Genomic DNA, 18,244 nt, shown 5'->3' with positions numbered 1-18,244 from the left:
GGGTGTGCGTCATGAATGCCGAGAACGACGAGGCGGACGGCCCGCGCCGGATCAACACGCGGGAGGCGGCGCGACTGCTGGGAGTGAGGCCCGCGACCGTGTACGCGTACGTCAGCCGCGGCCGGCTCGGTAGTCGCCGCGATCCGGTCGGCCGCGGCAGCAGCTTCGACGCGGCCGAGGTGGAGGCGCTGGCCCGGCGGAGCCGGCGCGAGGCGGCGGGCCCCGCCGGGAGCCAGGCCGGGGAGCTGTCCGTTCGCACCACGCTCACGCTCATCGAGCCCGACCGCTACTACTTCCGCGGGGTGGACGCCGTAGAGCTGGCCTCGCGGTACCGCTTCGAGGAGGTGGCGGAGTGGCTGTGGACGGGGTCGCTGAAGCACGGCGCCCGGTTCCCCGCTCCGCCGGAGCCGCTGGCCGCCGCCCGTCGGGCGGTGGCCGCCCTGCCGGAGCACGGCGGGCCGCTGGATCGGCTGCGGGTGGCCGTAGCCGCCGCCGCGGTGGCGGATCCGCTGCGGTTCGACCTGTCCGAGGAGGCCGTACTGGGCTCCGCCCGCTGTCTGATCCCGACGCTGGTCGGCGCCCTGCCCGAGCTGGGACCCGCCCGGTGGGCCGGCGACACCCGGTTGGCCCGCGTGCTGTGGTCGCGGCTGACGGCGCTGGACCCCGACCCGGACGCGCTGTCCCTGTTGGACCTGGCCCTCGGGCTGCTGGTCGACCACGACCTGGCCGCCTCGACGCTGGCCGTACGGGTCGCCGCGTCGGCGCGGGCCCATCCGTACGCGGTGGTCTCGGCCGGACTCGGCGCGCTCGAAGGCCCGCTGCACGGCGCGGCCGGGCGGCTCGCGCACCGAATGCTGGTCGAGGTCCTGGAACGGGGCGGGGCCGCGCCCGTGGTGTCGGAGTACCTGCGCGCGGGACGTCGGGTTCCGGGACTGGGGCACCGGCTGTACCGGGGCGAGGACCCTCGCGCCACGGCCTTGTTCGCCCGGCTGGAGGCGCTGGAGCAGGCCGGCCCGGCGCTGGGCGCGGCCCGCGACGTGGCCGCGGTGATGGCCCGGCACGGGGGTGGACTGCACGCCAACGTGGACTTGGCGCTGGCGGTGCTGACGGTGTCCTGCGCCATGCCCGCGGAGGCCGGGGAAACGGTGTTCGCGGTGGCCCGGACGGCGGGGTGGATCGCGCACGCGCTGGAGGAGTACCAGGAGCGGCCGTTGCGGATGCGGCCGAGCGGACAGTACGACGGCCCCCGCCCGCCGCGGCCGATGCCGTGACGGGCGGGGGGTCGGGGGGCGGGGCTCAGACAGGGACGGGACGGCCCCGGCTCAACCCGCGTACGCCTCGAACTCGCCGATCTGCCCGGCCGGCCAGCCGGTGTTGCCGGTGACGGTCACCCGCAGGTGGCGCAGGCTCGTACCGCCCGGGAGGGTGAGCGTCGCCCTGTTCCCGGTCGCGGGATCGAAGCGCAGGGCCTGGGAGGCGGCCACCGTGCTGAAGTGCGTGCCGTCGGTGCTGCCGAGGACGGAGAGCGTCTGCGTCCTGGCCGTCCAGGCGGCCGGCGGCGGTAGTCTCAGGACGACCCGTCCGACGGTGCTCGTGGCGCCGAGGTCGACGGTGACGGACTGTGGGAAGGCGTTGTTGGCGCTCTCCCAGTAGGTGTTCGGGTCACCGTCCACCGCTTTGGCCGCGTCGTACACCTGGGTGTGGGAGGTCTCGGTCACCGGCCGGCCCTGGGCGAGGTTCCGCGTGGGATCGGGGGTCGGGGTGGGTGTCGGAGTCGGGGTGGGCGTAGGCGTCGGCGTGGGCGTCGGGGTCGGGGTCGGCGTGGGGTCCGGTACCGGCTGCGTGGCGGCCGGCGGGAAGGGCCCGCAGTAGGTCTGGGGAAGCTTGGTGTTCCAGCCGGAGTTCCCGGTTCCCTGGGTCAGCTTCAACTGGGCGCCGAGGCAGCTGTAGATCGGTTCCGCGAATCCCATCCGAGTGGCCCGGACATTGCTCATCGACAGTTCGGCCGGGTCGTTGAACTGCAACGCGAACGTCCCGGTCCCGTCGATGTCGATGTCGTCGAAGTGGACGCCCTTGGTGGACCCGGACACGAAGTGGATGGCCGCGTAGGAGCTGTCGAGGATGTCGCTGTCGGTGACGTTGATCGTCGCCTTGTCGATCGAGCTCGCCCGGCTGTCGAACCAGATCGCCCCGATCGGGAAGTTCCAGCCGTAGTCCGTGTTACCGGTCCGGATGAGCGTGTTGCGGGCCAGGGTGAACGTGCCCTGTACGTCGGTGCCCTGGCCGGGCGTCACCCCCGGGTATCGGTTGCCGACGTGCAGCCCACCGCCGTTGGACAGGGACTCCGCGACGACGTTGTCGGTCACCGAGATGTCCTTGCCGCCGTAGATCGCGATGTTGTTGGCCAGGATCGGCAGGACGACCGTGTTCCGGGCGAACGAGTTGGCCACGTTGTTGCGGGTGTCGGCCCACATCGCCAGTCCGTCGTCACCGAGGTTGCGCAGGAAGGTGTTCTCGACCGAGGAGTTCGTGACGCCCCAGTGGAAGTTCACCCCGTCCGCCGTCTGGTCCAGGATCCGGCTGTTCCTGATGTGGAAGTTGTCCATCGGACCGTCCATCCAGGCCCCGACCTTGGTGCGTTGCATCCACACGTTGTCCACGACGGAGTCGCTCATCGCGCCACCGATCGCGTTGACCTGGTCGTCGTCGATCCGGTCGGCGATCTCGCCGATGACGGCGAAGTCCTTCAGCGTGACGTTCCTGCTCGGTCCGCCCGCCTCGTGAGCCCGTATCTGGCCGCCGTAGCCACCGCCTTGTACGTACTTCCCGTAGATCCCGACGGCCCGGTTGCGGTCGGTGGCGTGGCGGCCGGTGAGGACGGAGTACCAGGGGCCGGCGCCGCGCAGGGTGACCTTGTCCACCACCACGTGGTCGGTGAGCCTGAAGGTGCCCTGGGGGATCCACACCTCCTTCGCCTGGGTTCGGCCCGCGTCGACGGCCTGCTGGAAGGCCGTCGTGGAGTCGGTGGTCCCGTTCGGGTCTGCGCCGAAGTCGGTGACCGACAGGGAGCCGGACGGGCGGGCCACCGGGGCCCCGACCTGCTCGAAGTCGGCCAGGTCCACGACGGCCCACGGGGTGGCGGCGACCGAGGGCAGGGTGATGCGCACCTTGGCGCCCGCCGGGAGGGTCCTCCCGAAGAGCGTGCGGGTCTCCTCGTAGAAGTGGTGTGGTTTGTCCCCGGGCTGGTTGGTGAAGGGGTAGCTGCCGTAGAACCAGCTGTACTTGGAGGTGAAGTCCAGGTCCTTGGCCCTGGTCCCGTCCAGCCTCAGTTCCATCGGCGCGCTGATCCCGGTGCCGGCGGCGTTGTCCGGTACGGAGTACCGCACGCTCATCGCGTTCGCGGGTTTGGTCAGGGTGAACTCGACGTACTCCCCCGCCGCGTCGAGCCGGACGGCGCTGCGCCCGGACGCCTCGGCGGGCAGGCTCGTGTAGGTGCGATCCGGCCCGATCGGCGATCCGGTGCCGGCCGCCCGCTCCGCCTCCTGCTCGGTGAAGGGGACGCCGGCCCCGCGCCCCGGTACGTCCAGCGGCGACAGGGCCGCCGGTACGGCATGCGCGGTCAGGGCCGGTGCGGCTTGGGCCGTCGGCAGGGACAGGACGGCGGCGGTCCCGAGGACCGCGCCGGCGGCCAGGGCGGCGACCACCGCGCGTGCCGGTCTGCCGCGTGCTGCGATGCGTGCTGCGCTCATGACGGTGGGACCTCTCCATGCGTGGGGGGGGTGGCACGGGCGGCGGTGCGGAGTCGTACGGGATGCGCGCACGGCGGTGCGGCCGTGCGGGCGGTCCGGCCGGCCGGGCGGCCGGTGGTCCCGTACGGGCGGTGGTGCCGGGCGGTCCGGCCGCGGCGTCAGGTCCGCAGCCAGACCGCCGTGTCCCGCGGAAGCAGCCCCGCGTCGTCCAGGGCGGAACTGCTCAGCAGGAGTCTCGTGTTGTCCGGCAGGGGGACCGGACCGTCGGACAGGTTGGCCACGCAGACCAGCCCGTCGGGGCGGGTGAAGGCGAGCACCCCGGGCGGCGCGTGCAGCCACTCCAGCCAGCCGCCGCCGAAGCCGGCCGCTGCCCGACGCAACGCGAGGGCCGTCCGGTAGAGGGTGAGCATCGAGTCCGGATCGCCGTCCTGTCGGTCCGCGGCGTACCTCCCCCAGTCCGCGGGCTGCGGCAGCCACGGGTCGGTCCACGGCTCGGCGGTCCACGGCAGCGGCACCCGGCACCCGTCCCGCCCGGGGTCGGTTCCGCCGGACCGGAAGTGCATCGGGTCCTGGATGCGGTCGAGCGGCACCTCGGCCTCCGGCAGGCCCAGCTCCTCGCCCTGGTAGACGTACACCGCGCCGGGCAGTGCGAGGGTCAGCAGGGCGGCGGCGCGGGCCCGCCGGGTGCCGAGTTCCAGGTCGGTCGGTGTCCCGAAGGCCTTGGTCGCGAAGTCGAAGCCGGTGTCGGCCCGGCCGTAGCGGGTCACGGTGCGGGTGACGTCGTGGTTGCACAGAACCCAGGTGGCGGGTGCTCCGACCGGGGCGTGCTCGGCGAGGGTCTCCTCGATGGAGGTGCGGAGCCGGTCCGCGTCCCACGGGCAGCTGAGGAAGGAGAAGTTGAAGGCGGTGTGCAGTTCGTCGGGGCGCAGGTAGCGGGCGAAGCGTTCGGAGTCGGGCAGCCAGACCTCCCCGACGAAGACGGCCCCGTACTCGTCGGCGACGGCGCGCCAGGAGCGGTAGACGTCGTGGAGTTCGTCGCGGTCGATGTACGGGTGGATCTCGCCGGGCCAGGGTTCGGGCGAACGCCCCGCCAGGTCGGGCAGCGCAGGGTCCTTCACGAGCAGCGCCGCCGAGTCGATCCGTACGCCGGCCACCCCGCGCTCGAACCAGAAGCGCAGCACCTCCTCGTGCTCGCGGCGTACGGCGGGGTGGTCCCAGTTCAGGTCGGGCTGCTGCGGGGTGAAGAGGTGCAGGTACCACTCCCCGTCCGGTACCTGCGTCCAGGTGGCGGCGCCGTTGAACTGTGAGGGCCAGTCCCCGGGCGGGAGTTCGCCGTGTTCCCCGCGCCCGGGCCGGAAGTGGAACAGCTCCCGCTCGGGGCTCCCCGGGCCGGCGGCGAGGGCCGCCCTGAACCAGACGTGTTGGTCGGACACGTGGTTCGGGACGACGTCGACGATGGTCCGGACGCCCAGCTCACGGGCTTCCACGATGAGCTTCTCGGCCTCCGCCAGCGTGCCGAAGGCGGGGTCGATGGTGCGGTAGTCGGCGACGTCGTAGCCTCCGTCCGCGAGTGGGGAGAGGTACCAGGGGGTGAACCACAGGGCGTCCACACCCAGTTCGGCGAGGTACGGGAGGCGGGCCCGGACACCTGCGAGGTCACCGGTGCCGTCTCCGTCGCCGTCCGCGAAACTGCGTACGTACACCTGGTAGATGGCGGCCGAGCGCCACCAGTCGGCGTCGTGTGCGGGCAGGGGAAAGTCAGCCACGAGGGGTCCTTTCACAGGGGGCGGCCGGGCACGGCGGTGCGCGTCCCGCGGGCGGCTGGTCAGCCCTTGAGGGAGCCTGCCGTCAGGCCGCTCATGATGTTGCGCTGGAAGATCAGGAAGATGACGAGCGTGGGGGCGGAGGCCATCGCGAGCGCGGCGATGAGATGGTTCTCCGGCACTCCCGTGGAGAGCGAGTAGATCCCGACGTTGAGCGTTTGCAGTGCCGGGTCGGGGAGGGTGAGCATCGGCCAGAGGAAGTCCTTCCACACCCCGACGATCGCGAAGATCGACACGACGCCGAGGATGGGCCGGCTCATCGGCAGGACCACGGAGCGCAGGGAACGCAGGGCGCCCGCGCCGTCGATGGAGGCGGCGTCGAGGATCTCCTGGGGGATCGAGTCGAAGAAGCGCTTCAGCAGGAAGATGTTGAAGGCGTTGGTGACGGACGGCAGCCAGATCACCCAGGGCGAGTTGAGCAGGTTGCGCTCGATGATCGGCATGTCCAGGACCGTGAGGTACTGCGGTACGACCAGGACGGTGGCCGGGATCATCAGGGTGGCCAACATCATCCCGAGGACGGCCTTGCCGAAGACGGGCCTCAACCTGGAGAGCGAGTAGGCGGCGGCGACGTCGAGGACGAGTTGGAAGGCGAGCGCCCCGAAGGCGTAGTAGAGGGTGTTGAACAGCAGCTTGGCCAGATCCATGACCTGCCAGGCGGCCGTGTAGTTGGCGGTGTGGAGGGAGTCGGGCACCAGGGTCGGCGGGACCTTGGCGAACTCCTCGGTGCTCTTGAGGCCGTTCGCGACCATCCAGTAGAGCGGGCCGAGGAAGACGACGGTGAACCCGACGACGACCAGGCCGAGGAGGGCCCAGTAGAGGACCTTCCCCCGGGTGCGGCCCAACTGGGCGGGCGATATCAGCGTGCGCTCTGCCATGGGGGCTCCAGGTCAGCTCTCGTTGTCGCGACTGAGGCGGACGTACAGCGCGGAGAAGCCCGCGAGCAGGACGAGCAGGCACAGCCCCAGGGCCGCGGCGCCGCCGTACTGGTTGAAGTTGAAGGCGTACTGGTAGATGAGGACGACCACGGTGGTGGTCGATCCCTCCGGTCCGGCGCCGCCGGTCAGCAGGAACGGTTCGACGAACACCTGCATCGTCGCGATGATCTGCATCAGCAACAGGAGCGAGAGGATCAGCCGGGTCTGCGGGATCGTGATGTGCCAGACCTTGCGCAGCAGTCCCGCTCCGTCGAGTTCGGCCGCCTCGTAGAGCTCTCCGGGGATGCCCTGGAGAGCGGCCAGGTAGATCAGGGTCGCGCCGCCCATGTTCATCCAGGTCGAGGCCAGGACCACGGAGAGCATCGCGGTGTCGGTGGACTGGAGCCAGTCCTGCGCCGGCAGGTGCAGGAACTCCAGCACCCGGTTGAAGAGGCCGTAGCCCGGGTCGTAGAAGTACTTGAACAGCAGGATCGAGGCCACCGGGGGCATCATCACCGGGAGGTAGACCAGCATGCGCAGGTAGCCCTGGGCGTGCCGGAACTCGTTGAGGACGACGGCGACCACGAAGGGCACGGCGAAGCCGAAGACCAGGGCGAGCCCCGTGAAGAGCAGGGTGTTGCGCCAGGCCTGCCAGAAGTTCGGATCGTTGAAGACGTAGGTGAAGTTGTCCCAGCCCACCCAGCGGGTGGCGCCGCCCTCCGTCTTCTGGAAGGCCAGCAGGAACTCCCGGACCATCGGGTACCAGGAGAAGAAGGAGAAGCACAGGACGGCGCCGATCAGGAAGCCGTGGGCCGTGAGGTTCCGCTTGACCGTCCGCCGGAACGCGTCGCGCGAGGGTCCGTCGGCGCGGGACTCGCGGGGACGGGTTCCCGGATCCCGGGGTCCGGCGGTCTTCCCGGTGGATCCGGGCAGGGTGGGGGCCGACATCGCCGCTCGCTCCTTGGTGGGTCGTCGCCATCGATACGCGGGGCCGGTGGCCCGGGGGTGCGGGTCCGCGGGGGTTCGGGGAAGGGGTGCGCGGGTGCCCGGGGGTGCGGGGAAGGGGTGCGCGGGGCCGCGGGGCCGGGCGGGCGGTGCCGGGCCGGGGAGGCGCGCCCGGCGCCGCCCGGCGGCGCTACTGGTTGGCCAGTACCTGGTTGACCGCCTTCTCGGCCTCGCCCAGCAACTGCGCCGCGTCCGCGCCCTTGTTCGTGAGCACCCCCGACATCACCTTGTCGAGGACCTTGTAGACCTCCTGGGCCTTCGGCGGCTCCGCCTTGCCGGGCACCGGGTTGTCCAGGAAGGGCTTGAAGTTGGCGACCGGCATGGTGGCGCTCGCCGCCTTCAGCTCGTCGTCCTTGGCCTTGCTCGCGCCGGTGAAGAAGGCGGGCTGCGGGAGTCCGACCGGCAGGCCGTCGGTCTTGCTGCGGTCGTACTGGAACTGGCCCTTGCCGACCGCGAGGGTCTTGAAGTTCAGCCAGGCGATGGCAGCCTTGACCTTGTCGGGCGAGCTGCCCTTCTTGATCATGTAGCCGTTGCCGCCGGCGAGCGTGGACGCGCCACCGGGGATCGGACCCATGCCGAAGTTCTCGTACGTGGCGCCGAGTTGCTGGACCATGTAGGTGATGTCATCGGGAGCGGCGAGGAACATGCCGAGCTTGTCCGAGGCCATCTGCTTCTGCAGGTCGCCCCACTTGAGCAGCTGGGTCTTGCCCATGCTGTCGTCCTCCCAGCGCATCGCGTGGAGGTTGTCGACGATCTGCTTGCCCGTGGCGTTGTTGAACGCGGCCTTGCCGTCGGCGCCGACGATGTCGCCGCCCAGGCCGTACATGGCGGCCGTGTAGTGCCAGCCGCCGGTGTTCTCGACGCTGTACTCGCCGTATCCGGCGACTCCGTTGCCGAGGCCGGCGATCTTCTTCGCGGCGGCCCGGACCTCCTCCCAGGTGCGGGGCGGGGTGTCGGGGTTGAGGCCGGCCTGCTGGAAGAGCTTGCGGTTGACGAGCAGACCCATCGTGTAGTTGCTGGTGGGGACGCCGTACAGCTTGCCGTCGGTCTTGAGGACGTTCAGGACGTTCTTGTCGATGTCGTCGAACGCGGGGACCGTCCTGGGGGTCACGTACGCCGTGATGTCCTCGGCCCCGTCGTTGTCGAGCACCTGCTTCAGGTCGGTGAAGTAGGCGTAGAAGACGTCGGGTTGGGACTTGGCTTTGAGCATCGCGGTGAAGCGCGGGGGCTCCAGGCACTGGCCGGGCGTCGAGCGGCCCTCGACGGTGACGTTCGGATAGGTCTTGTTGAACTCGGCCACGTCCTCCTTCCACTCCTTGAGCTCGGCCGCCTTGGCCGCGGGCGGCATGCAGTCGATGGAGAGGGTGACCTTGGTCTTCGGGTCGAGCGGGGCGGAGACGTCGGTGACACCACCGCTCGGCTGCGGCTTCGGGTCGTCTCCGCTGCTGCTCGTACCGCACGCCGCGAGGGCGGAGACGGCGAGCGCGGAGACGAGGGCGGCCGCGACGTTGCGGCGGACGTGGGTTCTCATCGGTGGTCCCCTTCGAGCATCGAACAGAAGGCGTGGGGGCGAGCGGGGCACACTCAACCACCGCCCACAGATGAACGCAATATCTCGCGCAGATTTCGTAAGACTCTGACATTGGCGCGTACGACAGGTGGGACACAGGACGCAAAAAGGGCCCCGGAACGTCCATGGGACGTTCCGGGGCCTCGGCCGAGCGCGCGGGGGCGGTACGGGCTACCTGCGGGGCGCTTGCGCGGTGGACCCGCGGACCACCAGCTCCGGCTCGAAGAGCAGCTCGCCGGGCTGTACGGCGGCTCCCTGGATCTGGGCGGTGAGCAGCTCCACGGCCGCCCGGCCCATGGCCTCGATGGGCTGCCGGACGGTGGTCAGCGGGGGCTCGGTGCAGTTCATGAACGCCGAGTCGTCGTAGCCGACCACGGAGATCTCCCGCGGTACGTCCAGCCCCCGGCGGCGTGCGGCCCGTACGGCACCCAGCGCCAAGGGGTCGCTCGCGCAGATGATGCCGGTGACCCCCCGGTCCAGCAGGCGGGAGGCGGCCGCGTGCCCGCCCTCCAGGGAGAACAGGGTCCGCTCCACGTGGGCGGCCGGCAGTTCGGCACCCGCAGCGGCGACCACGGCCTGGGCGGCCACCAGCTTGCGCAACGAGGGCATGTGGTCGGGCGGGCCCAGCACGAGCCCGATCCGCTCGTGCCCCAGGGAGGCCAGGTGCCGCCAGGCCTGCTCGACGGCCACGGCGTCGTCGCAGGCCACGCACGGGAATCCGAGGTCCTCGATGGAGGCGTTGATGAGCACCACCGGAACCTTGCGCTCGGACAGCAGCCGGTAGTGCTCGTGCGGGGCGTCGGCCTGCGCGAAGAGCCCGCCCGCGAAGACCACGCCCGACACCTGTTGCTGGAGCAGGAGCTCCACGTAGTCGGCCTCGGAGACCCCGCCGGTGGTCTGGGTGCACAGCACGGGGGTCAGCCCCTGCTGCGCCAGCGCGCCCCCGATGACCTCGGCGAAGGCCGGGAAGATGGGGTTCTGGAGCTCGGGCAGCACCAAGCCGACCAGCCGGGCGCGTTCGCCGCGCAACTGGGTGGGGCGCTCGTAGCCGAGCACGTCGAGAGCGGTGAGCACGGACTGTCGGGTCGCCTCCGAGACGCCCGGCTTGCCGTTGAGCACCCGGCTGACCGTTGCCTCGCTGACTCCCACCTTCTTCGCCACTTGAGCAAGTCGTCGCGTCATGAGCGCAAGAGTAGCGCAAGGAACGCAAGTGGCTTGCAGTTCCATTACGGCCAGTTTGGGTCATGCGGACCCCGTCTGTGAAGGCCCCGTACCGCGTGCGCCCGGGCGGGCTCCACGATCAGGCCGGTGGCCCGGAGCACACTTGCGGCAGAGCTCCCCGCATCCCCACCGCATCCCCGCGACGCAGGAGGAACAGCCATGACCACGCCCGAGAAGGCGGTCCGCGTCAACGGCGTCACCCTCGCCACACAGGCCTTCGGCGACTCGACCGACCCGGCGGTGCTGCTCGTCTCGGGCGCCGAGGCCACCATGGACTGGTGGGACGAGGAGTTCCTCGCCCGGCTCACCGCCGCCGGCCGCCACGTCATCCGCTACGACACCCGCGACACCGGCCGCTCCACCGTCTTCCCGATCGGCGAGCCCCCGTACACGGGTGACGATCTCCTGCTCGACGCGCTGGGGGTCCTGGACGCCCACGGCGTCGCCGCGGCCCATGTCGTCGGCGTCTCCATGGGCGGCGCACTCGCGCAACGCCTGGCCGTCCTGCACCCCGAGCGCCTCGTCACACTGACCCTGATGTCCACCAGCCCCGACGGTCCCGGCGGCCCCGGCCGACCCGATCTGCCGCCCGTGGACGAAGCCCTGGCCCAGTGGTTCGCCGAGCCCCGGCCCGGCCCCGACTGGGCCGACCGCGACTCGGTGATCGCGTACTTCCTCGCGGCCGAGCACGCCTTCGCCGGTCGGATCCCGGTGGACGAGGAGCGCCTGCGGGGCACCGCCGGGCGCGCGTACGACCGCAGCCCGGCGCCGGCCGCCGCGTCCAACCACTGGCGCGTCGAGGGGGGCGAACCGGTTCGGGCGCGCCTCGGCGAGATCACCGCGCCGACGTTGGTCCTGCACGGCACGCACGACCCGCTCTTCCCCTACGGTCACGCCGAGGCCCTGGCCCGGGAGATCCCCGGCGCCACGCTCGTCCCGCTCGCCGGGATGGGCCACCAGATGCCCGTACCGGAGGTCTGGGACACGGTGGTCCCCGCGCTCGTACGCCACACGGCCCCCCTGTGACCACGCCCACGCCGCGCGCACCCGGGCCGGCGCCCGCACCCGAACGGGCGGGGCGCCCCGGAGGGAACGCCCCGCCCACCGATGCGCTGCCCGCTACGGCAGCCGGTTGATCCTGAACGTCGAGGTCGTGTTCCGCACGTCCACGGCGTTGTCGTTCATGCGCAGGTTCTGGATCGTGACCTCGCCGACCGCCGGTCCCTGGCCCGCCTCGGGCATCTCGTTCGCCCAGAGTCCGAAGCCCGACTTGGCGTCGAAGGCGTCGCCGCTCTTCTTCGCCCCGGTGATGGTGATGTCCTTGAGGATGGTGTCCTTGATCGGATTGACCGGTTGGCCTCCCACGTACTGGGTCTGGAACATGATTCCGCTGTACGTCGGATCGACGATGTCGACGTTGTTGATCCTGATCCCCTGGAACACCTTCGAGGCCGAGAAGACCCAGATCCCGGGGAAGGTCTGCGCGCCCCAGAAGTGGCCGCCGGAGCGGACGATCGAGATGTTCTCGAAGGTCGTCGGATCGGTGCCGAACCCGTTCATCGGATACCCGAAGTCCAGGGAGCTGATGGTGATGCCGGAGTAGACGAGCGTGTCCGCGATGTGGATGTTGCGGAAGGTGTTGTTGAAGCCGCCGTAGACGGCGACGCCGGCCGCCCGCCAGGTCAGGATCGTGGTCAGGTTCTCGTAGACGTTGTTCTTCATGTCCGCGCCACCCGCGTCGATCGCGGAGAACAGCGCGAAGCTGTCGTCGCCCGTGGCCCGCGCCTCGTTGTTGGTCACGAGGTTGTCCGTGCTGCCGTTGGTCATGTTGATGCCGTCGGCGAACATGTCACGGATGCGGGAGTTCTTGATGGTGATCCGGTCGGTGTTGGCACCCCAGTAGAGGCACACCATGTGCTCGTTCCAGATGTTGTCGATGGTGATGTCGGAGACGTTCGCGAAGTCGAAGACCTTGCCCGGTCCGTCGATGCGCGAGGTGTAGTTGCCGAAGTAGGCGAAGCCCGAGAAGGACGAGCCCTTCGCGGTGCCCTCCGCCCGCCAGCCGATGTCGGTGTTGTCCTGGGACGACGGGGCCTGGAAGCGGGTGAACCATGGTCCGGCGCCGACGACCTGCACGGCCTTGCCGTACACCTGGAACTTGCTCGCCGTCTGGTAGTCGCCCGGCGGCAGGTACACGCCGACGAGCTTGCCGGTGGTGTCCATCCGGACCTTGTCCAGGGCGTTCTGTACGTCCTGGTGCGTGAAGCCGGCGGGCACGGTGTACGTCGCCGGGTCGGGGTTGGCGATCGCCGCGGCCTGCTCCAGGCTGACGAAGTCGATGGCGTACGTGCTGGTGTTGGCCGCGTCCTTCTGGAGGCGGATCCTGCTGCCCGCCGGGACGGTCTCACCCAGCAGGATGTTCGCCTCGTCGTAGATGTGGCGCGGGGCGCCGGAGCCGGGCGAGTTGCCCGGGGAGGCCTCGGCGCCGTACAGCCAGGCGTACTTGGAGGTCAGCGGCAGGGCCTTCCTGAGGGTGCCGTTGACGTACACGTTGATCGTGGAGTCGATGCCGCCGCCGCCCGGGGCGTCGGGGATCGAGAAGCGGGTGACCAGGGTGTTGGTGGCGGCCCGGGTGGTGAACTCGACGTACTCGCCGGTCGCGTCGAGGTTCACGGCCCTGCGGCCCGAGGCCTCGCCCGCGATGTCGCCGATGGTCCGGTTGGGTCCGACGACACTCGCCCCGCCGCCGACCGCCCCGTCCTCGGCCTCGTAGGTGTCGAAGGGCATGTTCGCCCCACGGCCGACGAAGAAGGACTTGGTGGAGGTGTTGTTGGCCCGCTTGACCGGCAGTTCGTTGGAGTCGTCGGCGAGGACCACCTTGACGGTGTACTTGCCGTTCGCCGCCGGCCAGCTGCCGAGCGCGATCGGCGCCGAGGAGGCGCCGGCCGCGAGGGCGCCGCTGAAGGATCCCGTCAGCGTCCGTACGGTCGCGCCGCCCGCGTCCTGCAGCGTGAGGGTGACGCCGTGCGCACCGGGGGCCGCCGCGACGGAGCCCTGGTTCTTGACCGTGACGGTGAAGTTCACCGTCTGACCGGCGGACGGTGAACCCGGCGACCAACCGACCGCGGAGGCCACCAGGTCGGAGCTGTCCACCGGGCGGACGACGAGCGGGGTCCCGGTGAAGGTGTTGTTGGTGTCGTTCTGCTCGATGACCGTGTCGGCCTCGTCGACGACCGCGCCGAGCGGGTACGTCCCGGCGTCCCGCGCGCCGATCCCCGCGCCGACGGTGGCGCTCGCGCCGGCGGCGAGCGCCGGCACGGAGGCCGTACCGACCATCGTGCCACCGAGCCGGAAGGTGACGGCGGTGGCGGCGGCCGGGGCGGGGCCGCTGTTCTTGACGGTGGCGGACAGCGTCACGGGGTCCGACTCGACCGGCGTGGCGGGCGCGGCGCTCAGGCCGGTGATCACCAGGTCGGGATTGGGCGCGGGAACGCCGATGACCTGGAACTCCGCGATCTGCCCGTTTCCGGAGCCGGTGTTGGAGGTGAAGCGCAACTGGATGTCGGCGACGCGGGAGCCGACCGGGATGGAGACCGTGTTGCCGCCGGACGCCGGGTTGAAGGTGTAGTCCTTCGCGGCGACCAGGCCCGTGAACCCGGAGGCCCCCTGCTCCCTGCCGAGGACCTGGATGTTCTGGGTGCGGGTGCCCCAGGCACTGTCCGGATTGATCTTGAGTACCAGACGGTCCACGTCGGCGTTGGCGCCGAGCCTGACGGTCAGCGTGCTCGGGTAGGCCCCGGCCGCGCCTTCCCAATAGGTGCTGGTGTTGTTGTCGTTGGCGTTCTCCGCGACGAAGGTGTGGATGACCGACGAACCGGTGATGGGTTTGCCGACGGCCAGGTTGGAACCACCGCCTCCGCTGCCGTTGCGGGTCACGGTGTTGCTGTCGCCCGAGCGGTTGCCGGCCGCGTCCTTGGCCCGCACGAAGTAGCTGACGGTGGCGGTCGCCGGTTGGGTGTCCGTGTAGCCGGTGACGTTGCCCGCGACCGTCGTGCGCAGCACGTTGTTCGCGTACACCTCGTAGCCGGTGACGGCCACGTTGTCGGTGGAGGCCTGCCAGGCCAGTCTGACCTGGTCGGCGGCCGGCTCGGTGAGGGTCAGCGAGCCCGGGGAGGTCGGGGCCTGGGTGTCACCGGTGTCCCCGGCGCGGGTGACGGTGTTGCTGTTCGGCGATTGGTTGCCGGCGGCGTCCTTGGCCCGGACGTGGTAGGTGACGTTCGCGCCGGTCGGCTGGGTGTCGGTGTAGGTGGTGACGTTGCCCGCGACGCTCGTGCGCAGCTGGTTGTTGGCGTAGACGTCGTAGCCGGTGACGGCCACGTTGTCGGTGGCCGCCTTCCAGGTCAGCTTGATCTGGCCGGTTGCCGGCTCGGTGTAGGCGAGCTCGGTGGGGGCGCCGGGCGCCTGGGTGTCACCGCTCTGCGGACCGTAGATCTCCAGCTCGGAGAGCTGCCCGCCGGGCTGTACGGAGTTCGCCGATATCCACACGCGCAGGTGGCGGGTGGTGGCGGCGTCGAAGGCGAGGGTGACGGCGTTGCCGCCCGCGGCGTTGAACTCGTACGCCTTGGAGGCGGTCAAGTCGGTGTAGTCCGTGCCGTTGGCGCTGCCCTGGATCTTCAGGGTCTGGGTGCGCGCGCCCCAGTTCTCGGGCAGTCGCAGCACCACGCGGTCGACGCGTACCGAGGCGCCGAGGTCGGCCTTGATCCATTGAGGCAGCGCGTCGTTGACGCTCTCCCAGTAGCTGGCCGTGTTGCCGTCGTTGGCGTTGGCCGGCACGTACACCTGGGTGTTACTGCTCGCGGTGAGGGTCTTCCCGAGCGCCAGGTTGACGGAGGACTCGCCGGGGGCGCGCACCTCCAGTTCGGAGAGCTGGGCGGCCTGCCAGCCGGAGTTCGCCGTGACGGCGATCCGCACGAAGCGGGTCTGGGTGGCCGGGAGGGTGATGGTCACCGTGTTCCCGTCGCCCTGGCCGAAGGAGTACGTGGCGGAGTTCACCAGGGTGGCGAAGCTCGTGCCGTCGGCACTGCCCTGGACCGACAGGGTCTGGCTGCGGCTCTCCCAGGCGGCGGGCAGCTTCAGCACCACCTGGTCGATGCGGGTGGTGACCCCGAGGTCGGTCTGCACCCATTGCGGAAAGGTGCCGCCGGCGCTCTCCCAGTACGTGGACTGGTTGCCGTCGGTGACGTTGGCCGCGGTGTAGGAACCGTTGGCACTGCTCGCGGCCGCGGGCCTGCCCGCGGCGATGCTCGGACCGCCGGCGGCCGCGGCGGTCAGGGCGGGCCAAGCGATCATCATCAGCGCCGTGCTGAGGAGGGCGGCCAGGACCCGCCATCTCCAGTTGTGCCTTCTCATATGTCCTCGTCCCTCGACATGAGTTTTCTGAACCAGGTGAGACAGGAATTTGCGGTGTGCCGTGCGAGAGTTGCAGAGCTTTGGCGAGTCGTCTACCGCTCTGACCGCACTTTTGTGCCGTCATCGCTTGCGCAAGCTGGGCGCAAGTAACGCAAGGGATTTGCGTGCCGGGAAGAATTCCGCTCAGGCCGAAGCCGACCTACGGTTGCTGGTCATGCGGTTCCCCCACATGAGCGCTCGGCGCCTCGGGCTGCCCAGAAGGGCCGTCTCCCAGATCCTGCTCACCCAGCTCGCCATCGCGGCGGGTGTGGTGGCCCTGGCCACCGGTCTCTTCCTGGCGCCGCTCGGCGCGCAGCTGGACGACCAGGCCATGCGGCGCGCCCTGGCGATCGCCCAGAGCGCCGCCGCCGACCCCTCGCTGGCCACGGACCTGCTGGACTCGGGACCGGACCGCGACAGCCCGGTGCAATCCGCCGCCGAACGCGTCCGCAGCGCCACCGGAGCCGAGTACGTCGTGGTCGTCGACCTGCGGGGCATCCGACGCTCCCACCCCGACCCCCGCCGGATCGGCCTGGCCGTCTCCACGGACCCCGGCGACGCCCTGGCGGGCCGCGAGGTGATGGAGATCGACGACGGCACCCTGGGCCGCTCCGCCCGCGGCAAGGTCCCGCTCCTGGCCGCCGACGGGGAGATCGTCGGCGCGGTCTCCGTCGGCATCGCCTACGACAGCGTCCGCGACCGGCTGCTGGGAGCCATCCCCGGCCTGCTCGCCTACGCGGGCGGCGCCCTGGCGGCGGGCGCTCTCGCCGCCTACCTGCTCTCCCGCCGGATCCAGCGGCAGACCCGCGACCTGGCCTTCTCCGATATCGCCGGTCTCCTCGCGGAGCGGGAGGCGATGCTGCACTCCATCCGCGAGGGCGTGATCGCCCTCGACCGGCACGGGCGGATCCGGCTGGTCAACGACGAGGCCGCCCGGCTGCTGGGCCTCGACCCCGACGCCCCGGCAGCCGTCGCGGGACGCGCGCTGGACGACGTCCTCGGCGCGGGCCGGACCACCGACGTCCTCACGGGCCGGGTCGGTGGCCGGGACCTGCTCACCGTCCAGGGGCCCCGCGTGCTGGTCGCCAACCGGATGCCCACCGAGGACGGCGGAGCCGTCGCCACCCTGCGCGACCGCACCGAACTGGAACACCTCGGACGCGAGCTGGACTCCACCCGCGGTCTGATCGACGCCCTGCGCGCCCAGGACCACGAGCACGCGAACCGGCTCCACACCCTGCTCGGTCTCCTGGAGCTCGACCTGTACGAGGAGGCCGTGGAGTTCGTGACCGAGGTCGTCGGGGTGCACCGCACCACCGCGGAGCAGGTCACCGAGAGGATCCGGGATCCGCTGCTGGCGGCCCTCCTGGTCGGCAAGGCGACCGTCGCCGCGGAGCGCGGCGTCCCGCTCCGCCTGGCCGACGCCACCCGACTGCCCGACCGGGTGGTGGACCCCGGCGGTCTCGTCACCATCACGGGCAACCTGGTGGACAACGCCCTCGACGCGGCCGCCGGCTCGACCGCCCCGCTGGTCGAGGTCGAGCTGCGCGCCGAGGGGCGTACGGCGATCCTCCGGGTCCGGGACAGCGGCCCCGGCGTACCCGCCGAGCGGCGCGAGGAGATCTTCACCGAGGGCTGGTCGACGAAACAGCCCAGGGCCCACCGCGAGCGCGGACTGGGACTCGCGCTCGTACGCCGTCTCGCGGAGCGGCAGGGCGGTACGGTCCGGGCCGGCGAGACAGCGGACGGAGGGGCGGAATTCTCCGTCGTACTCCCGGAGGCCCTGCGATGAACGAGTCCCCGATTCACGTATTGGTCGTCGACGACGACATGCGTGTTGCCCGGATCAACGCGGCGTACGTGGCGAAGGTTCCCGGATTCCAGGTGATCGCCCAAGCACATTCGGCAACCGAGGCGTTGGCCTTCCTGGAAAGCCACGACGTGGACCTGATCCTGCTGGACCACTACCTCCCCGACGAGAACGGCCTCGACCTGGTCCGCCGGCTGCGCCAACAGGGCCACCACACCGACGTCATCATGGTGACGGCCGCCCGCGATCTCGCCACCGTGCAGGCCGCCATGCGGCTCGGCGCCCTCCAGTACATGGTGAAGCCGTTCGCGTTCGCCGGGCTGCGGGCCCGCCTGGAGGCCTACGGCAGCCTGCGGCGCGCCCTGGAGACCGGAGGCGAGGCGGAACAGGCCGAAGTGGACCGCCTCTTCGGCGCCCTGGCATCGGCCGGCGCCCCGAACGACCTGCCCAAAGGCCACTCCCCCCCGACCGCCGACCTGGTCCGCCAGGTCCTGCGCACGGCCGAGGGCCCGCTCTCCACCCAGCAGATCGCCGATCGCGCCGGCATCAGCCGCCAGACGGCCCAGCGCTATCTCAAGCTCCTCGACCGCACCGGGCGCGTCACCCTCGCCCTGCGCTACGGCGAGACGGGCCGGCCGGAACACCGCTACTCCTGGCGCCACTCCGAGCCCGGCGCCGCCCACTGACCCCGCAGGCCGCCA

At 70.9% G+C, this 18,244-nt stretch carries 11 protein-coding genes; 4 read left to right on the top strand and 7 right to left on the bottom strand.

The genetic code is table 11. The features are described 5' to 3' along the window. Positions 1 to 11: 11 nt before the first annotated feature. Positions 12 to 1,271: a citrate/2-methylcitrate synthase gene (locus ACIRO3_RS29325; RefSeq protein ID WP_404141748.1), complete on the top strand. Its 1,260-nt coding sequence runs from the start codon at positions 12 to 14 to the stop codon at positions 1,269 to 1,271. 51 nt (positions 1,272 to 1,322) lie between these two features. Here ACIRO3_RS29325 and ACIRO3_RS29320 read toward each other — a convergent pair whose 3' ends face one another. From ACIRO3_RS29320 to ACIRO3_RS29295, 6 genes are all read right to left on the bottom strand, one after another. Next, positions 1,323 to 3,749, bottom strand: a complete 2,427-nt coding sequence (locus ACIRO3_RS29320; RefSeq protein WP_404141746.1) for a discoidin domain-containing protein — start codon at positions 3,747 to 3,749, stop codon at positions 1,323 to 1,325. A 158-nt stretch (positions 3,750 to 3,907) separates the two neighbouring features. Beyond that, positions 3,908 to 5,515, bottom strand: a complete 1,608-nt coding sequence (locus tag ACIRO3_RS29315) for a glycoside hydrolase family 13 protein (RefSeq protein WP_404141744.1) — start codon at positions 5,513 to 5,515, stop codon at positions 3,908 to 3,910. Between the two features lie 59 nt (positions 5,516 to 5,574). Then, complete coding sequence (locus ACIRO3_RS29310) at positions 5,575 to 6,450, bottom strand: carbohydrate ABC transporter permease (protein WP_361773388.1); 876 nt, start codon at positions 6,448 to 6,450, stop codon at positions 5,575 to 5,577. Positions 6,451 to 6,462: 12 nt separating this feature from the next. Beyond that, positions 6,463 to 7,437: a carbohydrate ABC transporter permease gene (locus ACIRO3_RS29305; protein WP_404141743.1), complete on the bottom strand. Its 975-nt coding sequence runs from the start codon at positions 7,435 to 7,437 to the stop codon at positions 6,463 to 6,465. A 187-nt stretch (positions 7,438 to 7,624) separates the two neighbouring features. Then, the gene (locus ACIRO3_RS29300; protein WP_404141741.1) at positions 7,625 to 9,025 is read right to left on the bottom strand and encodes an ABC transporter substrate-binding protein; all 1,401 of its coding nucleotides are present in this window, start codon (positions 9,023 to 9,025) and stop codon (positions 7,625 to 7,627) included. Positions 9,026 to 9,235: 210 nt separating this feature from the next. Beyond that, a complete protein-coding gene (locus ACIRO3_RS29295) occupies positions 9,236 to 10,246 on the bottom strand; it encodes a LacI family DNA-binding transcriptional regulator (RefSeq protein WP_329441861.1) in 1,011 nt (336 codons plus the stop codon). 198 nt (positions 10,247 to 10,444) lie between these two features. Between ACIRO3_RS29295 and ACIRO3_RS29290 the strand changes: the two genes are divergently transcribed. After that, positions 10,445 to 11,311 carry an alpha/beta fold hydrolase gene (locus ACIRO3_RS29290; RefSeq protein WP_404141739.1) on the top strand — a complete coding sequence of 289 codons (867 nt, stop codon included), beginning with the start codon at positions 10,445 to 10,447 and terminating at the stop codon, positions 11,309 to 11,311. Between the two features lie 93 nt (positions 11,312 to 11,404). On the opposite strand, the gene ACIRO3_RS29285 is transcribed toward ACIRO3_RS29290, so the two are convergent. Then, positions 11,405 to 15,694, bottom strand: coding sequence for a discoidin domain-containing protein (locus ACIRO3_RS29285; RefSeq protein WP_404141738.1), 4,290 nt, complete (start codon positions 15,692 to 15,694; stop codon positions 11,405 to 11,407). 229 nt (positions 15,695 to 15,923) lie between these two features. On the opposite strand from ACIRO3_RS29285, the gene ACIRO3_RS29280 reads away from it, so the two are divergent. Together ACIRO3_RS29280 and ACIRO3_RS29275 are read left to right on the top strand one after the other, a co-directional pair. Then, entirely contained in the window at positions 15,924 to 17,525 is a 1,602-nt protein-coding gene (locus tag ACIRO3_RS29280; RefSeq protein WP_404141736.1) for an ATP-binding protein, read from the top strand. Beyond that, positions 17,522 to 18,229: a response regulator gene (locus ACIRO3_RS29275; protein WP_404141734.1), complete on the top strand. Its 708-nt coding sequence runs from the start codon at positions 17,522 to 17,524 to the stop codon at positions 18,227 to 18,229. The genes ACIRO3_RS29280 and ACIRO3_RS29275 overlap by 4 nt, the downstream gene beginning before the upstream one ends. Positions 18,230 to 18,244 lie beyond the last annotated feature (15 nt).

The sequence above is a fragment of the Streptomyces sp. NPDC102278 genome (assembly GCF_044766345.1).
In the GTDB taxonomy this organism is placed as follows: domain Bacteria; phylum Actinomycetota; class Actinomycetes; order Streptomycetales; family Streptomycetaceae; genus Streptomyces.
This window is presented reverse-complemented; position numbering and strand designations above follow the sequence as displayed.

Excerpts from the sequence above, each read along its gene's own strand:
- ACIRO3_RS29325 (WP_404141748.1), top strand. The coding sequence starts at position 12 with ATGAATGCCGAGAACGACGAGGCGGACGGCCCGCGCCGGATCAACACG.
- ACIRO3_RS29320 (WP_404141746.1), bottom strand. The coding sequence starts at position 3,749 with ATGAGCGCAGCACGCATCGCAGCACGCGGCAGACCGGCACGCGCGGTG.
- ACIRO3_RS29310 (WP_361773388.1), bottom strand. The coding sequence starts at position 6,450 with ATGGCAGAGCGCACGCTGATATCGCCCGCCCAGTTGGGCCGCACCCGG.
- ACIRO3_RS29305 (WP_404141743.1), bottom strand. The coding sequence starts at position 7,437 with ATGTCGGCCCCCACCCTGCCCGGATCCACCGGGAAGACCGCCGGACCC.
- ACIRO3_RS29300 (WP_404141741.1), bottom strand. The coding sequence starts at position 9,025 with ATGAGAACCCACGTCCGCCGCAACGTCGCGGCCGCCCTCGTCTCCGCG.
- ACIRO3_RS29295 (WP_329441861.1), bottom strand. The coding sequence starts at position 10,246 with ATGACGCGACGACTTGCTCAAGTGGCGAAGAAGGTGGGAGTCAGCGAG.
- ACIRO3_RS29290 (WP_404141739.1), top strand. The coding sequence starts at position 10,445 with ATGACCACGCCCGAGAAGGCGGTCCGCGTCAACGGCGTCACCCTCGCC.
- ACIRO3_RS29285 (WP_404141738.1), bottom strand. The coding sequence starts at position 15,694 with ATGAGAAGGCACAACTGGAGATGGCGGGTCCTGGCCGCCCTCCTCAGC.
- ACIRO3_RS29280 (WP_404141736.1), top strand. The coding sequence starts at position 15,924 with ATGAGCGCTCGGCGCCTCGGGCTGCCCAGAAGGGCCGTCTCCCAGATC.
- ACIRO3_RS29275 (WP_404141734.1), top strand. The coding sequence starts at position 17,522 with ATGAACGAGTCCCCGATTCACGTATTGGTCGTCGACGACGACATGCGT.